Origin of the sequence: Odoribacter splanchnicus DSM 20712 (genome assembly GCF_000190535.1) — a bacterium.
In the GTDB taxonomy this organism is placed as follows: domain Bacteria; phylum Bacteroidota; class Bacteroidia; order Bacteroidales; family Marinifilaceae; genus Odoribacter; species Odoribacter splanchnicus.
In genome coordinates, this window is record NC_015160.1 from 3,346,318 (window position 1) to 3,362,928 (window position 16,611).

The 16,611-nt window shown below is 43.8% G+C and carries 12 protein-coding genes and 2 pseudogenes; 9 read left to right on the forward strand and 5 right to left on the reverse strand.

The features are described from left to right. The first annotated feature begins 196 nt into the window (after window positions 1-196). The 8 genes from ODOSP_RS14100 to ODOSP_RS14135 all read left to right on the forward strand — a co-directional run bounded on the left by ODOSP_RS14100 (window position 197) and on the right by ODOSP_RS14135 (window position 8,034). Complete coding sequence (locus ODOSP_RS14100; RefSeq protein WP_013612977.1) at window positions 197-808, forward strand: GNAT family N-acetyltransferase; 612 nt, start codon at window positions 197-199, stop codon at window positions 806-808. A 16-nt stretch (window positions 809-824) separates the two neighbouring features. Beyond that, window positions 825-2,012: an argininosuccinate synthase gene (locus ODOSP_RS14105; RefSeq protein WP_013612978.1), complete on the forward strand. Its 1,188-nt coding sequence runs from the start codon at window positions 825-827 to the stop codon at window positions 2,010-2,012. Window positions 2,013-2,030: 18 nt separating this feature from the next. After that, window positions 2,031-2,990 carry an N-acetyl-gamma-glutamyl-phosphate reductase gene (gene argC / locus ODOSP_RS14110; protein ID WP_013612979.1) on the forward strand — a complete coding sequence of 320 codons (960 nt, stop codon included), beginning with the start codon at window positions 2,031-2,033 and terminating at the stop codon, window positions 2,988-2,990. Window positions 2,991-3,044: 54 nt separating this feature from the next. Beyond that, complete coding sequence (locus ODOSP_RS14115; RefSeq protein ID WP_013612980.1) at window positions 3,045-4,217, forward strand: aspartate aminotransferase family protein; 1,173 nt, start codon at window positions 3,045-3,047, stop codon at window positions 4,215-4,217. 63 nt (window positions 4,218-4,280) lie between these two features. Beyond that, window positions 4,281-5,036, forward strand: a complete 756-nt coding sequence (argB, locus tag ODOSP_RS14120; protein WP_013612981.1) for an acetylglutamate kinase — start codon at window positions 4,281-4,283, stop codon at window positions 5,034-5,036. 10 nt (window positions 5,037-5,046) lie between these two features. After that, complete coding sequence (locus ODOSP_RS14125) at window positions 5,047-6,087, forward strand: M20 family metallo-hydrolase (RefSeq protein WP_013612982.1); 1,041 nt, start codon at window positions 5,047-5,049, stop codon at window positions 6,085-6,087. Between the two features lie 98 nt (window positions 6,088-6,185). After that, on the forward strand, window positions 6,186-7,523 hold the full coding sequence (argH, locus tag ODOSP_RS14130) for an argininosuccinate lyase (protein ID WP_013612983.1): 1,338 nt from the start codon (window positions 6,186-6,188) through the stop codon (window positions 7,521-7,523). Between the two features lie 175 nt (window positions 7,524-7,698). Next, window positions 7,699-8,034, forward strand: coding sequence for a hypothetical protein (locus ODOSP_RS14135; protein WP_013612984.1), 336 nt, complete (start codon window positions 7,699-7,701; stop codon window positions 8,032-8,034). 573 nt (window positions 8,035-8,607) lie between these two features. On the opposite strand, the gene creD is transcribed toward ODOSP_RS14135, so the two are convergent. The 3 genes from creD to ODOSP_RS14150 all read right to left on the reverse strand — a co-directional run bounded on the left by creD (window position 8,608) and on the right by ODOSP_RS14150 (window position 10,980). After that, window positions 8,608-9,984 (reverse strand): cell envelope integrity protein CreD, encoded by a 1,377-nt coding sequence (gene creD, locus ODOSP_RS14140; protein ID WP_013612985.1) that lies wholly within the window; start codon window positions 9,982-9,984, stop codon window positions 8,608-8,610. Window positions 9,985-10,057: 73 nt separating this feature from the next. Next, window positions 10,058-10,360 carry a winged helix-turn-helix domain-containing protein gene (locus ODOSP_RS14145; RefSeq protein ID WP_013612986.1) on the reverse strand — a complete coding sequence of 101 codons (303 nt, stop codon included), beginning with the start codon at window positions 10,358-10,360 and terminating at the stop codon, window positions 10,058-10,060. Next, window positions 10,357-10,980, reverse strand: a complete 624-nt coding sequence (locus ODOSP_RS14150; protein ID WP_013612987.1) for a hypothetical protein — start codon at window positions 10,978-10,980, stop codon at window positions 10,357-10,359. Before ODOSP_RS14150 ends, ODOSP_RS14145 begins: the two co-directional genes overlap by 4 nt. A 162-nt stretch (window positions 10,981-11,142) precedes the next feature. On the opposite strand from ODOSP_RS14150, the gene ODOSP_RS14155 reads away from it, so the two are divergent. Continuing rightward, complete coding sequence (locus tag ODOSP_RS14155) at window positions 11,143-12,471, forward strand: sigma-54-dependent transcriptional regulator (RefSeq protein WP_013612988.1); 1,329 nt, start codon at window positions 11,143-11,145, stop codon at window positions 12,469-12,471. Between the two features lie 50 nt (window positions 12,472-12,521). On the opposite strand, the pseudogene ODOSP_RS20590 reads toward ODOSP_RS14155, so the two are convergent. Both ODOSP_RS20590 and ODOSP_RS20595 read right to left on the reverse strand, forming a co-directional pair. Beyond that, window positions 12,522-14,084, reverse strand: a pseudogene (locus ODOSP_RS20590) (beta-galactosidase small subunit-related protein); the annotation flags it as partial. Window positions 14,085-14,174: 90 nt separating this feature from the next. Beyond that, window positions 14,175-16,571, reverse strand: a pseudogene (locus ODOSP_RS20595) (glycoside hydrolase family 2 TIM barrel-domain containing protein); the annotation flags it as partial. Window positions 16,572-16,611 lie beyond the last annotated feature (40 nt).

Consider the following 16,611-nt stretch of genomic DNA (forward strand, 5'->3'; position numbering starts at 1 on the left):
TGGATAATTATGCATTTATTTTAAATAATAATTCGATTATATTCAAGTGTTTTTCCGGGATGGTGATGAAATAATTGCATAAATATTTGTTTATAATAAATATTTATGCATATCTTTGTCCTGTTGTTTGAATGAAGAGGTTCGTTCAGGCACAATTTAGAAATATCAATATAAATCATTAAAATTTTCAGGTGAGATGAAAATAGATGTTATGGTTGCTTCGGTCGGGCATTTGAAGTATGTAAAAGTAATAAACGATACCATTGATGAGGCTGCAAAAGCCCGGGGGACGGGTATTGCACGAAGAACCGACGAATACATCGCCGATAAAATCAATCAGGGAAAAGCGATTATTGCTCTAAACCGGGAAGAGTTTGTAGGATTTTGTTATATCGAATCCTGGGGACATGAAAAGTTTGTGGCTAATTCAGGATTGATTGTAAAGCCGTCTTACCGGGGAATGGGAGTCGCTAAGCGGATCAAAAAAGCTGCTTTCGATTTGTCCAGAAAAAAGTTCCCCCATGCAAAATTATTCGGTTTGACGACCGGTGAACAAGTGATGCGTATCAATACCGAATTGGGATATGTACCGGTGACCTTTGCTAAACTGACGGACGACGAACAGTTTTGGGCGGGATGTAAATCCTGTGTCAATTATGATATCCTGCTCCGGACGAATATGACGAAATGCTTGTGTACCGGTATGGTGTACGATCCCGAAGTTGCTGCAAAAAGAGAAGCGGATAAAAAGCTGGAAGAGAAAAAACAAAGCAACAGGATTGTAAAATTGTTGAAAAAAGTGATTTAATAGTCAGGATAAAACCATGAAAGAAAAAGTAGTACTGGCCTATAGCGGAGGATTGGATACCTCTTATTGTGTAAAATACCTGAGTGAAGAATTGGGCCTGGAAGTATATACCGCTTTGGCAAATACCGGAGGATTTACCGAAGCCGAGCTGAAAACTGTCGAAAAAAAAGCTTATGCATTGGGGGCGAAGGAACATGTTAACCTGGATGTGACAGAGGATTATTATGAGAAGTGTATCCGTTATATGGTGTTCGGTAATGTTTTGCGGAATAAAACCTACCCTGTATCGGTGAGCTCCGAACGGACTTTCCAGGCATTGGCTATCGTGAACTATGCAAAAAAAGTGGGAGCACAATATATCGCTCACGGGAGTACAGGAGCAGGAAACGATCAAGTGCGTTTCGATTTGTGTTTTGCTGTTTTTGCCCCGGAGATGAAAGTAATTACTCCTACACGCGATCTGAGACTTTCCCGGGAAACGGAGATCGGGTACCTGAAAGCCCATGGTGTCCATTCCGATTGGAAGAAAATGGAATATTCGGTAAACAAAGGTATATGGGGAACTTCTGTCGGGGGAAAAGAAACTTTACATTCCAATACGAATTTACCGGATAAGGCTTATCCTTCTCCTCTCGTGAAAGAAGGTTGTGAATCACTTGAGCTGGAATTCGGGCAGGGAGAGATCGTAGGAGTAAACGGGGAGAAAATTTCCCGGATCGCTGCCATTCGTAAAATAGAAGAGATCGGTGCCGCCTGGGCGATCGGTAGGGATACCCATGTGGGAGATACCCTGGTCGGGATTAAAGGACGGGTAGGGTTTGAGGCTGCTGCTCCGATGCTGATCATTAAAGCACACGAATTGCTCGAAAAACATACACTGACGAAATGGCAACAATATTGGAAAGAACAACTGGGTAATTGGTACGGGATGTTCCTCCACGAAGCGATGTACTCAGAGCCTGTGATGAGGGATATTGAAAGATTTTTAGAAAATAGTCAGCAAAAAGTAAGCGGCAAAGTATTCATTCGCCTTCGGCCTTATCATTTCGATCTGATCGGTATCGAGTCGGAACATGATCTCATGAATTCGGGATTTGCCGAGTATGGTGAAATGAATAAGGCCTGGACAGCAGACGATGTGAAAGGCTTTACTAAAATATTGTCGATGCCTTTGCGGATATACAATGTAGTAAATGGATTATAACCCTGAAAATAAATTGCAATGAGAGTAGGAATTGCCGGAGCTGCCGGTTATACAGCGGGGGAATTGATCCGGATACTGATCGGTCACCCCGGAGCAGAACTCAGATATATTCAGAGTGAATCCCACCAGGGATTGCCGGTATATAAAGTACATCAAGATTTGTTGTATTCCCGGCTTGTTTTCTCGGATATCGATTTTTCAGATATTGACGTACTCTTTCTCTGTATGGGACATGGGGTGTCGGGAAAATTTCTGAATGTTCATCCGATCCCTGCAAATGTGAAGATTATCGACCTTGGGAATGATTTTCGTTTGGAAAAGGAGTCCAACGGTTTTATTTATGGCCTGCCTGAGTTGTCCCGTGAAGAGATTAGAAAGGGGCGATATGTAGCTAACCCGGGATGTTTCGCTACAGCCATCGAGCTGGGACTTATTCCGTTGGCTTCGATCGGGCGCTTACCGGAAGAGATTACTGTTGTGGGGATTACCGGATCGACCGGTGCCGGCCAAAAGCCGACAGCAGATACTCATTTCAGTAATCGTTGTAATAATCTCTCCAATTATAAGGTTTTCACCCACCGGCATTTGGATGAAATCCGGGAGACTTTGGTGAGAGCAGGAGCAAAAGGCTTCCCCGATTTGGCTTTTGTACCGGTGAGGGGGTGCCATACCCGGGGGATACTGGTCAATACGGTGATTCGTACGGATATTACGATCGAAAGCATTACAGCCCTTTATAAAGCTTATTATAATACACATCCTTTTGTATATGTCTCTGACGAACCGTTGTATCTGAAACAAGTAGTGAATACGAACTACTGCTATATTCATATCTCTAAGCAAGGCGAACAAATGCTGATCACTTCAGTGATCGACAACCTGCTGAAGGGGGCTTCCGGCCAGGCAGTTCAAAATATGAACTTGCTTTTTGGCCTGGAAGAAACAACCGGTCTCCGTCTGAAGGCCAACTATTTTTGACTGAAAGCCTGGAAGCGATGTTTCTTTCAGCTTTTTACCTTTACCTTTTTTATTATGGGATTATTCGAAGTTTATAGTTTATTGGATTTGGAACCGGTAAAAGCCAAAGGAGCTTACCTCTGGGATAAAAATGGGGATAAATATCTTGATTTTTATGGAGGACATGCCGTGATTTCCATCGGTCACAGCCATCCGGTATATGTGGAGAAAATGACTCGCCAGCTGAATCGGATCGGTTTTTATTCGAATGCGGTGAGGAATCCTTTACAGGATGAATTGGCTTTGCTATTGGGAAAAGTTTCCGGTTATCCGGAATACAACTTATTCCTTTGCAATAGTGGAGCCGAAGCGAACGAAAATGCGTTGAAGCTGGCCTCTTTCATTACAGACCGGTCCAAAATACTGGCTATGAGAGCTGCGTTTCACGGTAGGACGAGTGTGGCGGTGGCGGTGACGGATAATCCGGCCATTCAAGCACCCTTGAACCGATGTCATGAGGTGACTTTTATTGGATTGAACGATCGGAAGGCATTGGAAAGCGAGCTGGAGACCGGTGCTTATGCTGCTGTGATTGTCGAAGGTATACAGGGAGTCGGTGGTATACAAATGCCCGATACCGGTTTCTTGCAGTCGATGCGCGAACTTTGCACCTCTACAGGTACTCTGATGATTGTAGACGAAGTACAATCCGGATATGGGCGTACAGGTAAATTCTTCGCTCATCAGCATGCCGGTGTTTTACCGGATATCATCACGATGGCTAAAGGGATGGGCAACGGCTTTCCGATAGGTGGTTTGTTGATTTCGCCTAAGATTAAAGCCCGTAAAGGAATGCTCGGGACTACTTTCGGCGGAAATCATCTGGCTTGTGCCGCTGCTCTGGCAGTATTGGAGGTTATACAACAAGAATATTTGGTCAATAATGCTGCCGGCTTGGGGAAATATCTGATTCAGGAATTGAAGAATATGCCGGGGGTGAAGGAAGTACGGGGAAAAGGCTTGATGATAGGAGTAGACGTGAAAATTTCACAGGAAGAGGTCCGGAAGAGATTGATCTCCGAACACCGGATAATGACAGGATATAGTGGAAATTATACCCTTCGTTTACTTCCGCCTTTGATCATTACCCGGAAAGAAGTGGATGAATTTTTGAAGGCTTTCCGGCAAACGATGGACAATGGGATGGCTCGGTTACAGGAGAAGGTCGGCGAGACCTGTAGTCGCTGATCGGTACCTGGCAGCCTGGTGTCTTCGGGGTACGGATCACTTTATAAACTTAATAAATTCTTTATGATCAGAATAATAAAAATCGGTGGTAAACTGATCGAGAACGATGCTGTATTGAACGGTTTGTGTGATGAATTATCCGCCTGCTACCGGGATAGTGTATTGGTACATGGAGGGGGAAGTATGGCCGGACAATTGTCTGCGCGTTTGGGGATCAGGACCCGTATGATCGATGGCCGGCGGATTACCGACCGGGAAACCCTGGAGGTTGCCGTGATGGCCTATGCCGGATGGGCGAATAAAAAACTGGTCGCAGCTTTACAGGTACGGAATGTGAATGCCTGCGGCCTGTCAGGATGTGACCAAAAAGTGATTCTGGCACATAAGCGGGAGGTGAAAGAAATCGATTGGGGATTTGTCGGAGATATCGATCGCGTGGATACCGGGGTTTTGGCCGGTCTGTTGCATCGGCAGGTGATGCCGGTCATTTCTCCGATTACATACGATGGAGCGGGACAACTCTTAAATACCAATGCCGATAGTGTTGCCGGAGCTGTGGCGGTTGCTCTGAGTCGGATCGATGATACCGAATTGATATTTTGTTTCGATAAACCCGGCGTATTGCTGGATGTAAACGATGCGGATTCGGTGATCCCGGTGCTCGATAAAGAAAAGTATGCCGGATATTTGGAACAAGGAGCGATTCATGCAGGGATGATCCCTAAACTCGATAATGCTTTTAAAACTATAAAGGCCGGAGTAAAATCGGTGCGTTTGACGGATCCCTGCCATTTGGACGGGGGAACGGTTTTAAGATAAAAGACGAAATATGGAGACCATAGAACTTTTAAAGAAAATGATTTCTATTCCTTCGTTCAGCGGGAATGAAGAACGGGTAGCCGATTTGATGGTAGCTACGTGGGTAGAACATGGATATTCCGCAGAACGAAGTGGAAATAACGTATGGGTAAAATCCCGGAATTTCGATCCGGTAAAACCGACGATTCTGCTGGATGCTCATTTGGATACCGTTCGGCCGAATGGAAACTGGGAGAAAGATCCGTTTACTGCCGTAGTGGAAGATGGAAAATTATACGGCTTGGGGAGTAACGATACCGGTGGTAGTGTAGTTGCCATGATGGCCGCTTTTCTACAATTGGCAGAAAAGAAACAGGCCTATAATCTGGTTTGTCTCGAGTCGGCAGAGGAGGAGAATACCGGAAAAAATGGCATACAGCGTATTGTCGGCAACTTAGGTAAAATCGATTTGGCCCTGATCGGTGAGCCCACAGGCATGCAGGCAGCTATTGCTGAAAAAGGTTTGATGGTCGTCGATTGTGTCGCGAAAGGAAAATCCGGACATGCGGCAAGAAATGAAGGACTGAATGCTATTTACGAAGCGATATCCGATATCGAATGGTTCAGGTCCTACCGCTTCGGGAAGGAATCTCCTTTATTAGGTAAAGTAAAAATGACTGTGACCGGAATCGAAGCCGGAACCTTACACAATGTTGTACCGGCTGAATGCCGGTTTATGGTAGACATCCGGGTAAATGAATATTATACGAATTCCGATATTTACGAGACGATTCGCAGAAATGTGAAAAGTGAAGTCCGGCCCCGTTCTTTTTCTCTCAACTCTTCGGCTATTCCTATCGATCACCCGATCGTATTGCGGTGTAAGGATTTAGGCTTGAAAACCTACGGATCGCCTACAACTTCCAATCAGGCCGTTATCCCTTATCCGTCGCTGAAGATCGGACCGGGGGACAGTGCCCGTAGCCATACGGCCGATGAATATATCGGATTGGATGAAATAGAGGAAGGAATCATGCTCTTTGTTAAATTGTTGGATGGCTTTTGTTTTTAAGCCTATGTATAATCGGTCGGTTACCCTACTGGTATCCTCCGGAAAATGATCTGGGAGGGAGGCTGACAGGGGATCGTTAAAATTAAAATGATACTCATATGAAACTTTGGGATAAAGGATACGACATCGATCGTTTCACCGAAGAATTTACGATCGGTAAAGATAGAGAGTTGGATGTAATGTTGGCGAAAGCCGATGTATTAGGTAATATGGCTCATTTAAAAATGCTGCATCATATCGGGCTGATTTCCGATGGTGAATTGAAAGATTTGGCGCAAGGGTTGAAAGATATCTTCGCTGAAATAGAACAGGGAAAATTTCATATAGAGGCGGGGATAGAGGACATCCATTCGCAAATAGAATGCCTCCTCACCCGAAAGTGTGGGGAAGCCGGTAAAAAGATTCATACAGGGCGTTCCCGTAATGATCAGGTACTGACCGATCTGAAACTGTTTACCCGTACTGCCTTGATCGATGTGCTGCAACAGGTGACCTCCTTGTTTCATTTGCTTATGGAAAAGGCAGAAGCCAACAAAGATATTCTGATGCCGGGGTATACCCATCTGCAAATCGCTATGCCTTCTTCATTCGGCATGTGGTTTAGCGCTTATGCGGAGTCTTTGGCAGACGACCTGTTGATGTTGAAAGCTGCTTACGATATGGTCAATACCAATCCCTTGGGATCGGGAGCCGGTTATGGTTCTTCTGTACCTTTAAACCGGACGATGACGACCCGGTTATTGGGATTCGGCGATCTGGCTTATAATTCAGTTTACGCCCAGATGCAAAGAGGGAAAATGGAGAAAAATGTACTCTTTGCTTTGGCTACTGTTGCGACGACACTGGGGAAACTGGCTGCAGACGTGTGTTTGTTTGCTTGTGGAAATTTTGGTTTTCTCAGACTTCCCGATCGGTTTACCACCGGTTCCAGTATTATGCCTCATAAGAAAAACCCGGATATCTTCGAGTTGATCCGGGCGAAGACCAACCGGATTCAGTCTCTGCCTACACAGATGGCTATGCTTTGTGCGAACCTGACTTCCGGGTATTTCAGGGATATGCAGTTGAGTAAGGAGATATATTTGCCGGCATTTAAAGAACTGACCGATTGTCTGTTTATGACAGAGATGGTGTTGAAAGAAATCGAATTGAATCCGCTGATTCTTCAGGATAAAAAATACAGTTATCTCTTTACGGTTGAAGAAGTAAATGACAGAGTCGCTGCGGGGATTCCTTTTCGCGAAGCTTACCGGATGGTCGCTGAAAAAGTGCAGCTCGGAGAATATAGGGGGGATACTTCCCGGCCTTTACATCATACCCATGAAGGAAGTATCGGCAATCTGTGTTTGCAGCAGATTCGGGAGAAATTTGAACGCCATAGTTCGGAATGGAAGCCGGAGCAGGTGTGGCGGGCAGAAGCAGAATTAATGGAATAGTTCCACACTTTTCCACACTGTTGGGGAATCGATTCCCCATTTTTTGAAATATATCGTTTGGGATAATGATTTGATTTTTAGGCTTTTGTATCCGCTCTGACCATTGCTGTTTTTTGTGGCATATATTTTTCTTGTCTTCTATATAAAACAGAAAAAACTTTAAAAGACAAGGAGCATGAAAAATATAAAGAGAACATTATGGATCGCTATTGTGGTTGGGGCGTTTACATTATCTGCATTTGCCGTAGATCTGGTCCCTACTTCAGAATCCTTACTCCAGAAAGTGGAAAAAAAGAACGAAGTACGGACAGAATTGCCCCAGGCTGTCAAGTCGGCTGTGATTTCAAAATATGTCGCTTACGCTATTGAACAGTTTTCTTTTGAAGAGAATTCGGTCTATAAACTGATTCTGAAAGGCGATCGCAATAAATTGATCGTTTATTACACGGCGGATGGGGAATATCTGAGTCAGGAAACCGTTAAAACCGTACAAATGGTTGCCTTGATATAGTTTCTGATACCTAAAATGTAGGTTTATTCTATTCCGATTCCGGGTTTTGTGCCGTCAGATTGGTTCGTTTGGAACGGTCAGGTTAGGCTTTCCTTCACTGACCGGCGGAACTCGCTTCGCTCAGACACCACCGGTCGGGCGTTCGGAAAACCTAACCTGACCCTCGTTCCTGCTCCAATGGTCTTCCGCCACAAAACCCTGCATCTCACGTTAACACGACCTGGCAAAGGAAGAATTAGAAAAATTTTATAGAATAAAATACCGGCTCACCTCTATCGGATTATGGATAGTTGGGTTACTTTACCGGAAAATCTTTTTTCGTTGAAATTTATGGTTTTCAGGTCCGGTTTAGCTTGCCAGGTAGTGACAACGGGAGTCGAAGGTGTTCGTGTTCGGGGACCATTGGAGCTCCGGCGAGTGTCGTCTTGCTTTTTCTGAACGCCCGACCGGTGGTGTCTGACGAGCTTGCGAGGAGTTCCGCCGGTCAGTGAAAGAAAAAGGTAGATGACCGACAGAAGCGACCGGGTCCCCGAACACGAACACCGAAGACGAACAAGGACCGGAATAATTCTACTATTTCATTCCTCCGTTCCAGTTGATCTTTTGTGAATAATACATGATGACCGCCAGGATGATGAATAATCCGAGGCTACCGGCTAATAAAGCGTAAGTCTCCATCTGAATCAATACAAAGATATAGAGATATAATAGAGCCAGCAATCCGCCTATTGTAAAGGCTGTTTTCCGGATTTTGAGAATTCCCCGCATATATAGTGTCAATAGAATAATAGTCATGATCGCTGAAATAAGATAGGCTAAATTAAACCCCAGATGTTCCGAAATGGCGATCAATAACGTATAAAATAAACATAAGCCAAGTCCTATCAGTAAATATTGGAAAGGATGGATATTCTTTTTTTGCATCACTTCCACAAAAAAACTGATCACAAAAGTAAGAATGATAATCAGGGAGGCATACTTCACGGAGCGCATAGATTGCTGGTATTGTTGTACGGGTAATAAGAGGTTGACTCCGAAAGAAGAGAGTTCTTCTTCATTGTGGTACTGGTTACTGGTGAATACCTGGGGGTAATTTCGGTTGAGGTTCAATACCTTCCAGTCGGCAGTGAAACCGCTGTTCGTAATCTCACGGTTCTCCGGTAAAAAGGCTCCCGTAAAACTCGGGGTAGTGCAATTGGAGGTTAGGTGGATTTGTGTCGTTTTACCGAAGGGACTGAATTGAATCGATTCTGAGCCTTTAAGCTGTAGTTGGATCGAAAATTCAATCGAATCTCCGGCCTGAAGTTTTTGGTGTTGAGGTAGTACGGAGGAAACACCCGAAGATAAAATAAAATCCGAAGGTAATCCTGGGTTGAATTGAAGCGTTTCTTTACCCCAGTCGACAGTTATTTGTTCGCTGATTCCCCGAAGATCGGAAATCCCCAGATTCAAGGTCGCATGCTGAAGCGCTATGTCTTCGGGCAAAATGGTGGTTTCGAAATGTTCCGGGATGATAAATTTGCCTTTTAATACTAACGGCGTTTTATATACGACAATATCGTATAAACCACGACTCAGTTCTTCGGTTTCTACATTTCCTGTAATATCCAGAAGCTCGGGAAGAATATGGATATAGTTTTTGACTTTCTTTACCCTGATTTTCGTGGCTCCGTTTTCATAATAAGTCTCTTCGTAGTTTTCATAGCAGGGAATACTGATGAAAGGGCCTGTTACCAATTGTGAGCTGCTCCATTTGTTTTGTACTTCCGTTGTTGCTTCCGAGGCGGTTTCGGAACGTTCCGAGATTAATCCCCGGATCATTGCAAGCGGAATCAGGAGAATGAGAATTAAAACTCCGATTAAAATAATTTTGACAGACAAGGCATTCCGTTGCATAAACCCTTGGCGTGGGTATTTTTCCTGGTTGGAAAAAGAGATTTGTGTTTCCATAATCAGAAGAGTTTAAATTTATTTAATAAAGAACTTTGTATTTCAAAGTATAAGTGTAAAAAAATAGATATTATTATTCCAGTTGATTTTTTAGAAAATTTTCCAGGGCATTCAGGTGTTTTTTAAAAGCTTCTTTTCCTTCGGGGGTGACAGAAAAGGTAGTGTTGGGTTTACGGCCGATAAATTGTTTGTAGCTTCGGATATACCCCAATTCCTCCAGATTCCGGGTATGGCTGGCCAGATTACCATCGGTTAGTTCAAGCAAATTTTTCAAGGATACAAAATCGATGGATTCATTGACCAGGAGTACCGACATGATTCCTAACCGGGCTTTACTTTCAAAGGCCTTATTAATATCTTCCAGGTTTAGTTTCATTTGTTCTTTTTTTCGTATTTCAAATGAAAAAAGATACCGTAGACGATATGAAAGAGGCCGAAGCCGACGACCCAAAACAACAGGGCATAATTTTCTACAAAACTATCGGCCAGGCCGAGAGCGATTTCCGCATAACCCAGATAGCGGGTATTGGAAAACGTATAATTCGACGCACTGATCAGAGCGACGCCATAGAATATCAGCATGATCGAAGAAGTAAGGCCATAATGGCTTTGCCAGATCAATGATATACAAAGTATTCCGCCTACAACCAAAGGCAGGAAGAAATTCCACAGTAGCCTTTTGGTATTGAAATCGAATAAAAGAGATTGGTTGTTTTGGTGGGCTTTGTGCCTGCACATCAGGATGACCGTAACGATACAAACGATAATCAGTAAAGAAGCGAAGACGATCAAAAGTTGTAGTTTCGCAGGCGTGTCGACATCCAGTCTGGGTACCGGTGTTGTATTTCCCAGGATAGAATAAGCAATTATCGCGGCGATACAAGCGTATATGCCGATGACGATAGAGGACAATCCGCTGAATGAGACAAACCGGGTGGACTTTTCCATCATGTTCCGGATGTCGTTTAAAGTGTTTAAAGCTTCCTGATTATTCATATTTCAAATTACTTTGTGATGCAAAGTTAAATATTTTTTGAAAAATTCGCCTTTGAATTGACTTTTTTTTGCGAAAAAAAAGATAAATGCTTCGTTTCGTGGAGTTAGTTTCCTAATTTTGTAAAACAGTTCAGTCGGTTCGACTGTTTTATAAATTGGTATATGGCTAAAATTTTATTGGTAGATGACGATACCACTTTTTGTCTGATGTTGAAAACATGGTTGACAAAAAGAGGGTTTGAAGTAGAGAATGCTTTTTCTTGCCGCGAAGCTTTGGCGAAGCTGAAAGGGACGAAATATGATGTCGTGTTGACAGATTTGCGTTTACCGGATGAGGACGGAATTTATTTGTTGAAAAATATCAAGGCATCGACTCCTGAGGTTCAGGTGATTTTGATGACCGGTTATGCTGATATACAAACTGCGGTATTGGCGATGAAATTAGGGGCTTTCGATTATGTGGCGAAGCCCGTCATTCCGGACGAGATTTTGAAAAAGATCCAGGACACTTTGGAACAGACTGCTGTTCCCGAACAAAAAAAGCGGACAAAAAAGCCCCAATCGGTGCCATACATCAAAGGTACGAGTCTGGAAGCCGACAAACTTTACGAATATATTCGATTGGTAGCTCCGACTATGATGACTGTATTGATTACCGGAGAAAGTGGTTCCGGTAAAGAGTACATAGCCCGTTTGATTCATGCTCAGAGCAATCGTAAGGAGGCGCCTTTTATTGCCGTCGATTGTGGGGCGATCCCCAAGGATTTGGCAGCCAGTGAATTTTTTGGACATGTGAAGGGGGCTTTTACGGGAGCTGTGAACGATAAGACGGGTTATTTTGTGGCTGCTTCGGGAGGGACGATTTTCCTCGATGAAATCGGAAATCTGAGTTACGATGTGCAGGTACAGTTGCTACGGGCCTTGGAAGAACGTAAAGTGAAGCCTGTGGGGAGTGATAAAGAGATCGCTTTTGATGTACGTATTATATCCGCTACGAACGAGAATCTGACAAAGGCTGTGGCCGAGGGGAATTTTCGGGAGGATCTTTATCATCGTCTGAATGAATTTTCTTTAAAAGCTTTAAGTTTGCGTGAAAGAAAGGAAGATATTCCGGTTTTTGCCAATCATTTTCTGGCTGCCTCGAATGAAGAACTAGGAAAAGATGTGATCGGTTTCGAGGATGAGGTAATGTCTGTCTTTAAAAACTATAACTGGCCCGGTAACCTTCGCGAAATGCGGAATGTGGTCAAGCGGGCGACATTATTGTGTCTCGGTGATTTTATCTCTTTGAAAGATATTCCGGCCGAATTGGCAGCTGTGGATCCTGTCCCTCAAATCGAAGATCTGGCTTTGAAGCGAGAAAAGAATGAAGTACAGCTTATCCGTGAAGCATTGGCGAAATGCCACAACAATAAAAGTGAGGCTGCACGCTTATTGAAAATAGACCGTAAAACCTTGTATAATAAAATGAAGCTTTATTCTATTGAATAAAGCTTCATCCCGGCAGTTGAATTTTCAATTATTATCGATAAATCCTGTTTTTATTCTGCCAGAATCGTTATTTCGGCACCGGAGGCAAAGTCCTGACCGTTCTGTTCGCTTAAAGCTGTGAAACGGATATAACGGGCTTGCACCGGTTTGGCAAACTCAACTTGCTTCTCTTTGCTGCTATTATCGAAAGTACCTTTCTGAACAGGAGTTCCCCAGTTTTTACCGTCCATGCTTACCTGGATGCTATAATCTTTGATCTTACCGTTATTGCCGTCTTGGCGGGGTAAGTAAATGAAACCTTTGATATTCTTCACTTCTCCGGCATCCAGATCCACCCAATGCGGGTATTTGGCAACTGTTACGGAATACATCGTATGCCAGATTGTATTGGGATCTCCGTCTGTGAGGTGTGAAGCATCTCCCTCTCCGGCTTCCTGGCTGCTGGCATAGATCACAACAGTTTGGATGTTTTCCTGCTTCTCAAAGGAAATCTTCGTTTTGATAGCAGGTCTGTCTTTGAACCAGGCAGTTACCAGACCTCCTTCACGAAGTGATATCGGGGTTGTGTATTCTTTTACTTTGCTTTTTCCAACGGTGTAGCAAATTGTTGCATTCTTACGGGCTGAGGTTATTTCTACAGTTCCCGACTTACTACGTGTGATAGACAATGGAATTTCTCCGGCAGGAGCGATATTGGCTATTTTACTCAGGTCTTTACCGGCAGGACGAATGATAAATCCGAAATTGTGATTGTTGGCGAAAACCCGGTCCGCTACCAAAGGACCACCCTGACCGCAACTGTTTCCTCCCAGTCCTGTCACTGCTGCATCCAGATGCAACCAGGTGTCGCCGGCTTGTGGCAACTGATAAGGATGGGAAGCCAGAATCAAATCCTGGGCCGAATATGGTAAAGCGGAGACGGATAACCGATCGGTGGCTATAAATACAGCCCCCTGATTTGCCTGATTGGTTAGGGCACACCAACGCACATCTTCATGATTTCCCATGTCCTGAGGTTTCGGGAAGTTGACAAATTCTCCGGCAACCGTATTCTTATGCTGTTCAATGAACTGTCCGCTTTTCCGGTCTGCATAATTGTCGATCGGACCACGTCCGTAGTAGGTAAAATTGGCATATTCCTGAGGGATTTTCATGGCATAACCCAAACGGGGTAATACCAGATCAGGCTGATTGGAAGTAACACTGGCCTGTAATTCAATGGAACCATCCGGATAAACCGTCCAAATCTGATTGGTAGTGAATTTGAAATCGTTCGGACCGAAAGGGGTGTCGGTTAATTCTTCGATCGTATTCTTACCGGAACTGGTACCACCCAGTATTTTTGCTGCATGAGGCGCCTGGGATTCTACTGTAAAAGCCAATACAATACTTCCGTCCGGTTTATTCATAATCGTTGTTTCTTTGGCTTTGTGTTGTAAATGGTGTAAACCACGGTCAAACCACGAAGAATAGAACCAGTTGTCATTGTTCGTAAAAGCACGGAGTACATCCAGTTTCGGTCCATTACCTGCTGCTATGATTGTTGTTGAATCATAAGTCAGACTGTAAATCGTTCCTGTGGATTCATCGAACTCGACTTTGAAATTATTCCCTTGGATCACAGGGCGGGCAGTCCTGCTTTTGTCGCAGGTCAGTTTTCCGCCTTGTCTTATCATCGTGCTGATGAGAGGCCGGTGGGCTTCTTTCACCTGAATTTGTTCTTCTGCAACCACGAATCCTTTTCTCGCCCAAGGCATATCGTTTTTCAGTAAAAACTGCACTTTTACGAAATATTCGGAATCTTTCTTCAGATTATTGTATTGATAAGGAATAACTACCTGTACCGTATGGCGGGCAGGAACAATGCCTGTAGTCACAGGACCGGATTGTATTTCCTTGCCATTTTCATATAAGGACCATTTTACATCATAATCCGAAAGGTCTTTAAAATAATATTTGTTGAATATCCCGAATTGACCTTTCTCGATGTCAATCGCTTTCACAGCCATATTCTGATAGACTTTCTTCACTTCATAATATTGTGGTTTAGGTTCAAGATCTCCAAATACAATACCATTCATTACAAACTGACCGTCATTGGGGATATCTCCGAAATCTCCTCCATAGGCCAGATAACGCTTACCGGTTTTCTTGTCATAATTATACATCGACTGATCCACCCAATCCCAAATGGCACCGCCACAGAAGAAATTAGTAGATTCGATAGCTTCCCAGTAGTCGATCAGATTTCCACAGGCATTACCCATGGAATGGGCATATTCCGAGATATGGAACGGATATTTAATATCATAATTTCCTTTTACAGCTCCCCGTACCCAACCGATAGAAGGATATTGGTTGGAACCCATATCCACAATCGAATTGTTCCGTTCGTATTGTACCGGACGGGATAAATCGAATTGTTTTAAAGCTTCGTAGGCAGCGACAAAGTTTTGGCCGGGGCCTGCCTCATTTCCCAGCGACCAGATGACGATAGAAGGATTGTTTACATTGCTGTGTACCATTTCCATTACCCGGGCGACATGTGCATTTTTCCATTCAACGGGATGAGAAAGAGAAGCCGCCCCGTAATAGTATTCATGTGATTCGATGTTGGCTTCATCTTCCAGATAAATGCCGTATTTATTACAGAGATAATACCAGTAAGGATCGTCGGTATAATGTGAGTTACGTACATGATTGATATTACCTTGCTTCATCAGCATAACCTCTTTTTCCATCATCTCACGGGTTATAGCGTGACCTACAGCCGGGTTGGTTTCATGCCGGTTCACCCCTTTTAATTTTATCGTCTTGCCGTTGACATAGTAATAACGGCCGGCCAGGCCGAACTCATCCTGATCAGCCGGAGTGTCTTTGATTTCCACTTTCCGGAAACCGACAATCGTAGATACTGTCTCGATACTCCGGTTTTTATGATCTTTCAGTTCCGCGATCAGGGTATAACGATAAGGAGTTTCTGCCGACCATTTATTCGGATTTTTTACTTTCAGAACCACTTTTTCCGCTTCCTGGGTATTTCCTGTGGTAATAGGTTCTACCTGGGCAACGACACTGTTCCGGATAGCCGCTCCCTTAGTATCTCTAGCCAGAATAACCGGTTCATTCTCGTCAGAATACAATTTGTTGGCATACAAACTATAGCATACTTTATATCCTTTGGCCGTTTTCTTTCCAAAATTACGGATATCGGCCTGAATTGTCAGAGAACCGTCGGTGTAGTTATTATCCAAATCCGGAGTTGCAACCAGATCACGTATCTGTACTTTAGGGGTGGAATAAAGTGCTACGGTGCGGAAAATACCTGGCAAACGGAACATATCCTGAGCTTCCAGGAAAGAACCGTCGGAATTTCGGTAAACCTCTGCTGCGACTATGTTTTTCCCGGAACGCAAATAGTTGGTAATATTGAAATTAGCCGTATTGCGTGAGTTTTTCGAAAAACCTACATACATTCCGTTGATCCATAGATAGAAAAATGAATCGACTCCGTCAAAACTGATAAATACTTCACGTCCGTCCCAGTGTTCGGGAATCTCGAATTCCCGACGGAAAGAACCCACTTCATTGCGATATTTGTAAGTTGTCCAGTTCGTTGGAGGCGTACGCATTACGCCACCCCGCCAGTCGTCTGCTTTTACGCTATGCATAAAAATGACAGGTTGATTGACATAGATGGGTACTCCGTATTTCAAACTGCCATCTTGCTGAACTCCATAAATATTCCAGCTGGAAGGAACCGGAATATTGTCCCAAGCCGTCACGTCGAAATCGGTTTTATAAAAATCTTTGGGACGTGAATCCGGATCCGCTGCCCAGTTGAATTTCCAGTTACCGTTCAGCGATTGCCAATATATACTGTTTTCAGGCAGAACTTTTCGGGCACTTTTTATATCTTGAAAAGGAAAAAACCAAGCATGTGGCTGCTCTTTGTTTAGAGCCAGATTTTCCGGAGATTGCCACTCTTTTCCTGTTGGAGCCTGTTCCGAAGCATAGGTGTAACCTTTTAACGGCGGTCGTACACCGAAGCTTTGTATGACTAAACCACACAGTAATAGACTTAATGTGATTATACGCATGATGTGATTTCGTTTTATAAATATTTGTTGAGATCCGCAC

What these genes read in the sequence shown, in the direction of transcription:
- argB (WP_013612981.1), top strand. Translation starts at nt 4,281, where the DNA reads ATGATCAGAATAATAAAAATCGGTGGTAAACTGATCGAGAACGATGCT.
- argH (WP_013612983.1), top strand. Translation starts at nt 6,186, where the DNA reads ATGAAACTTTGGGATAAAGGATACGACATCGATCGTTTCACCGAAGAA.
- argC (WP_013612979.1), top strand. Translation starts at nt 2,031, where the DNA reads ATGAGAGTAGGAATTGCCGGAGCTGCCGGTTATACAGCGGGGGAATTG.
- ODOSP_RS14100 (WP_013612977.1), top strand. Translation starts at nt 197, where the DNA reads ATGAAAATAGATGTTATGGTTGCTTCGGTCGGGCATTTGAAGTATGTA.
- ODOSP_RS14115 (WP_013612980.1), top strand. Translation starts at nt 3,045, where the DNA reads ATGGGATTATTCGAAGTTTATAGTTTATTGGATTTGGAACCGGTAAAA.
- ODOSP_RS14125 (WP_013612982.1), top strand. Translation starts at nt 5,047, where the DNA reads ATGGAGACCATAGAACTTTTAAAGAAAATGATTTCTATTCCTTCGTTC.
- creD (WP_013612985.1), bottom strand. Translation starts at nt 9,984, where the DNA reads ATGGAAACACAAATCTCTTTTTCCAACCAGGAAAAATACCCACGCCAA.
- ODOSP_RS14155 (WP_013612988.1), top strand. Translation starts at nt 11,143, where the DNA reads ATGGCTAAAATTTTATTGGTAGATGACGATACCACTTTTTGTCTGATG.
- ODOSP_RS14135 (WP_013612984.1), top strand. Translation starts at nt 7,699, where the DNA reads ATGAAAAATATAAAGAGAACATTATGGATCGCTATTGTGGTTGGGGCG.
- ODOSP_RS14150 (WP_013612987.1), bottom strand. Translation starts at nt 10,980, where the DNA reads ATGAATAATCAGGAAGCTTTAAACACTTTAAACGACATCCGGAACATG.
- ODOSP_RS14145 (WP_013612986.1), bottom strand. Translation starts at nt 10,360, where the DNA reads ATGAAACTAAACCTGGAAGATATTAATAAGGCCTTTGAAAGTAAAGCC.
- ODOSP_RS14105 (WP_013612978.1), top strand. Translation starts at nt 825, where the DNA reads ATGAAAGAAAAAGTAGTACTGGCCTATAGCGGAGGATTGGATACCTCT.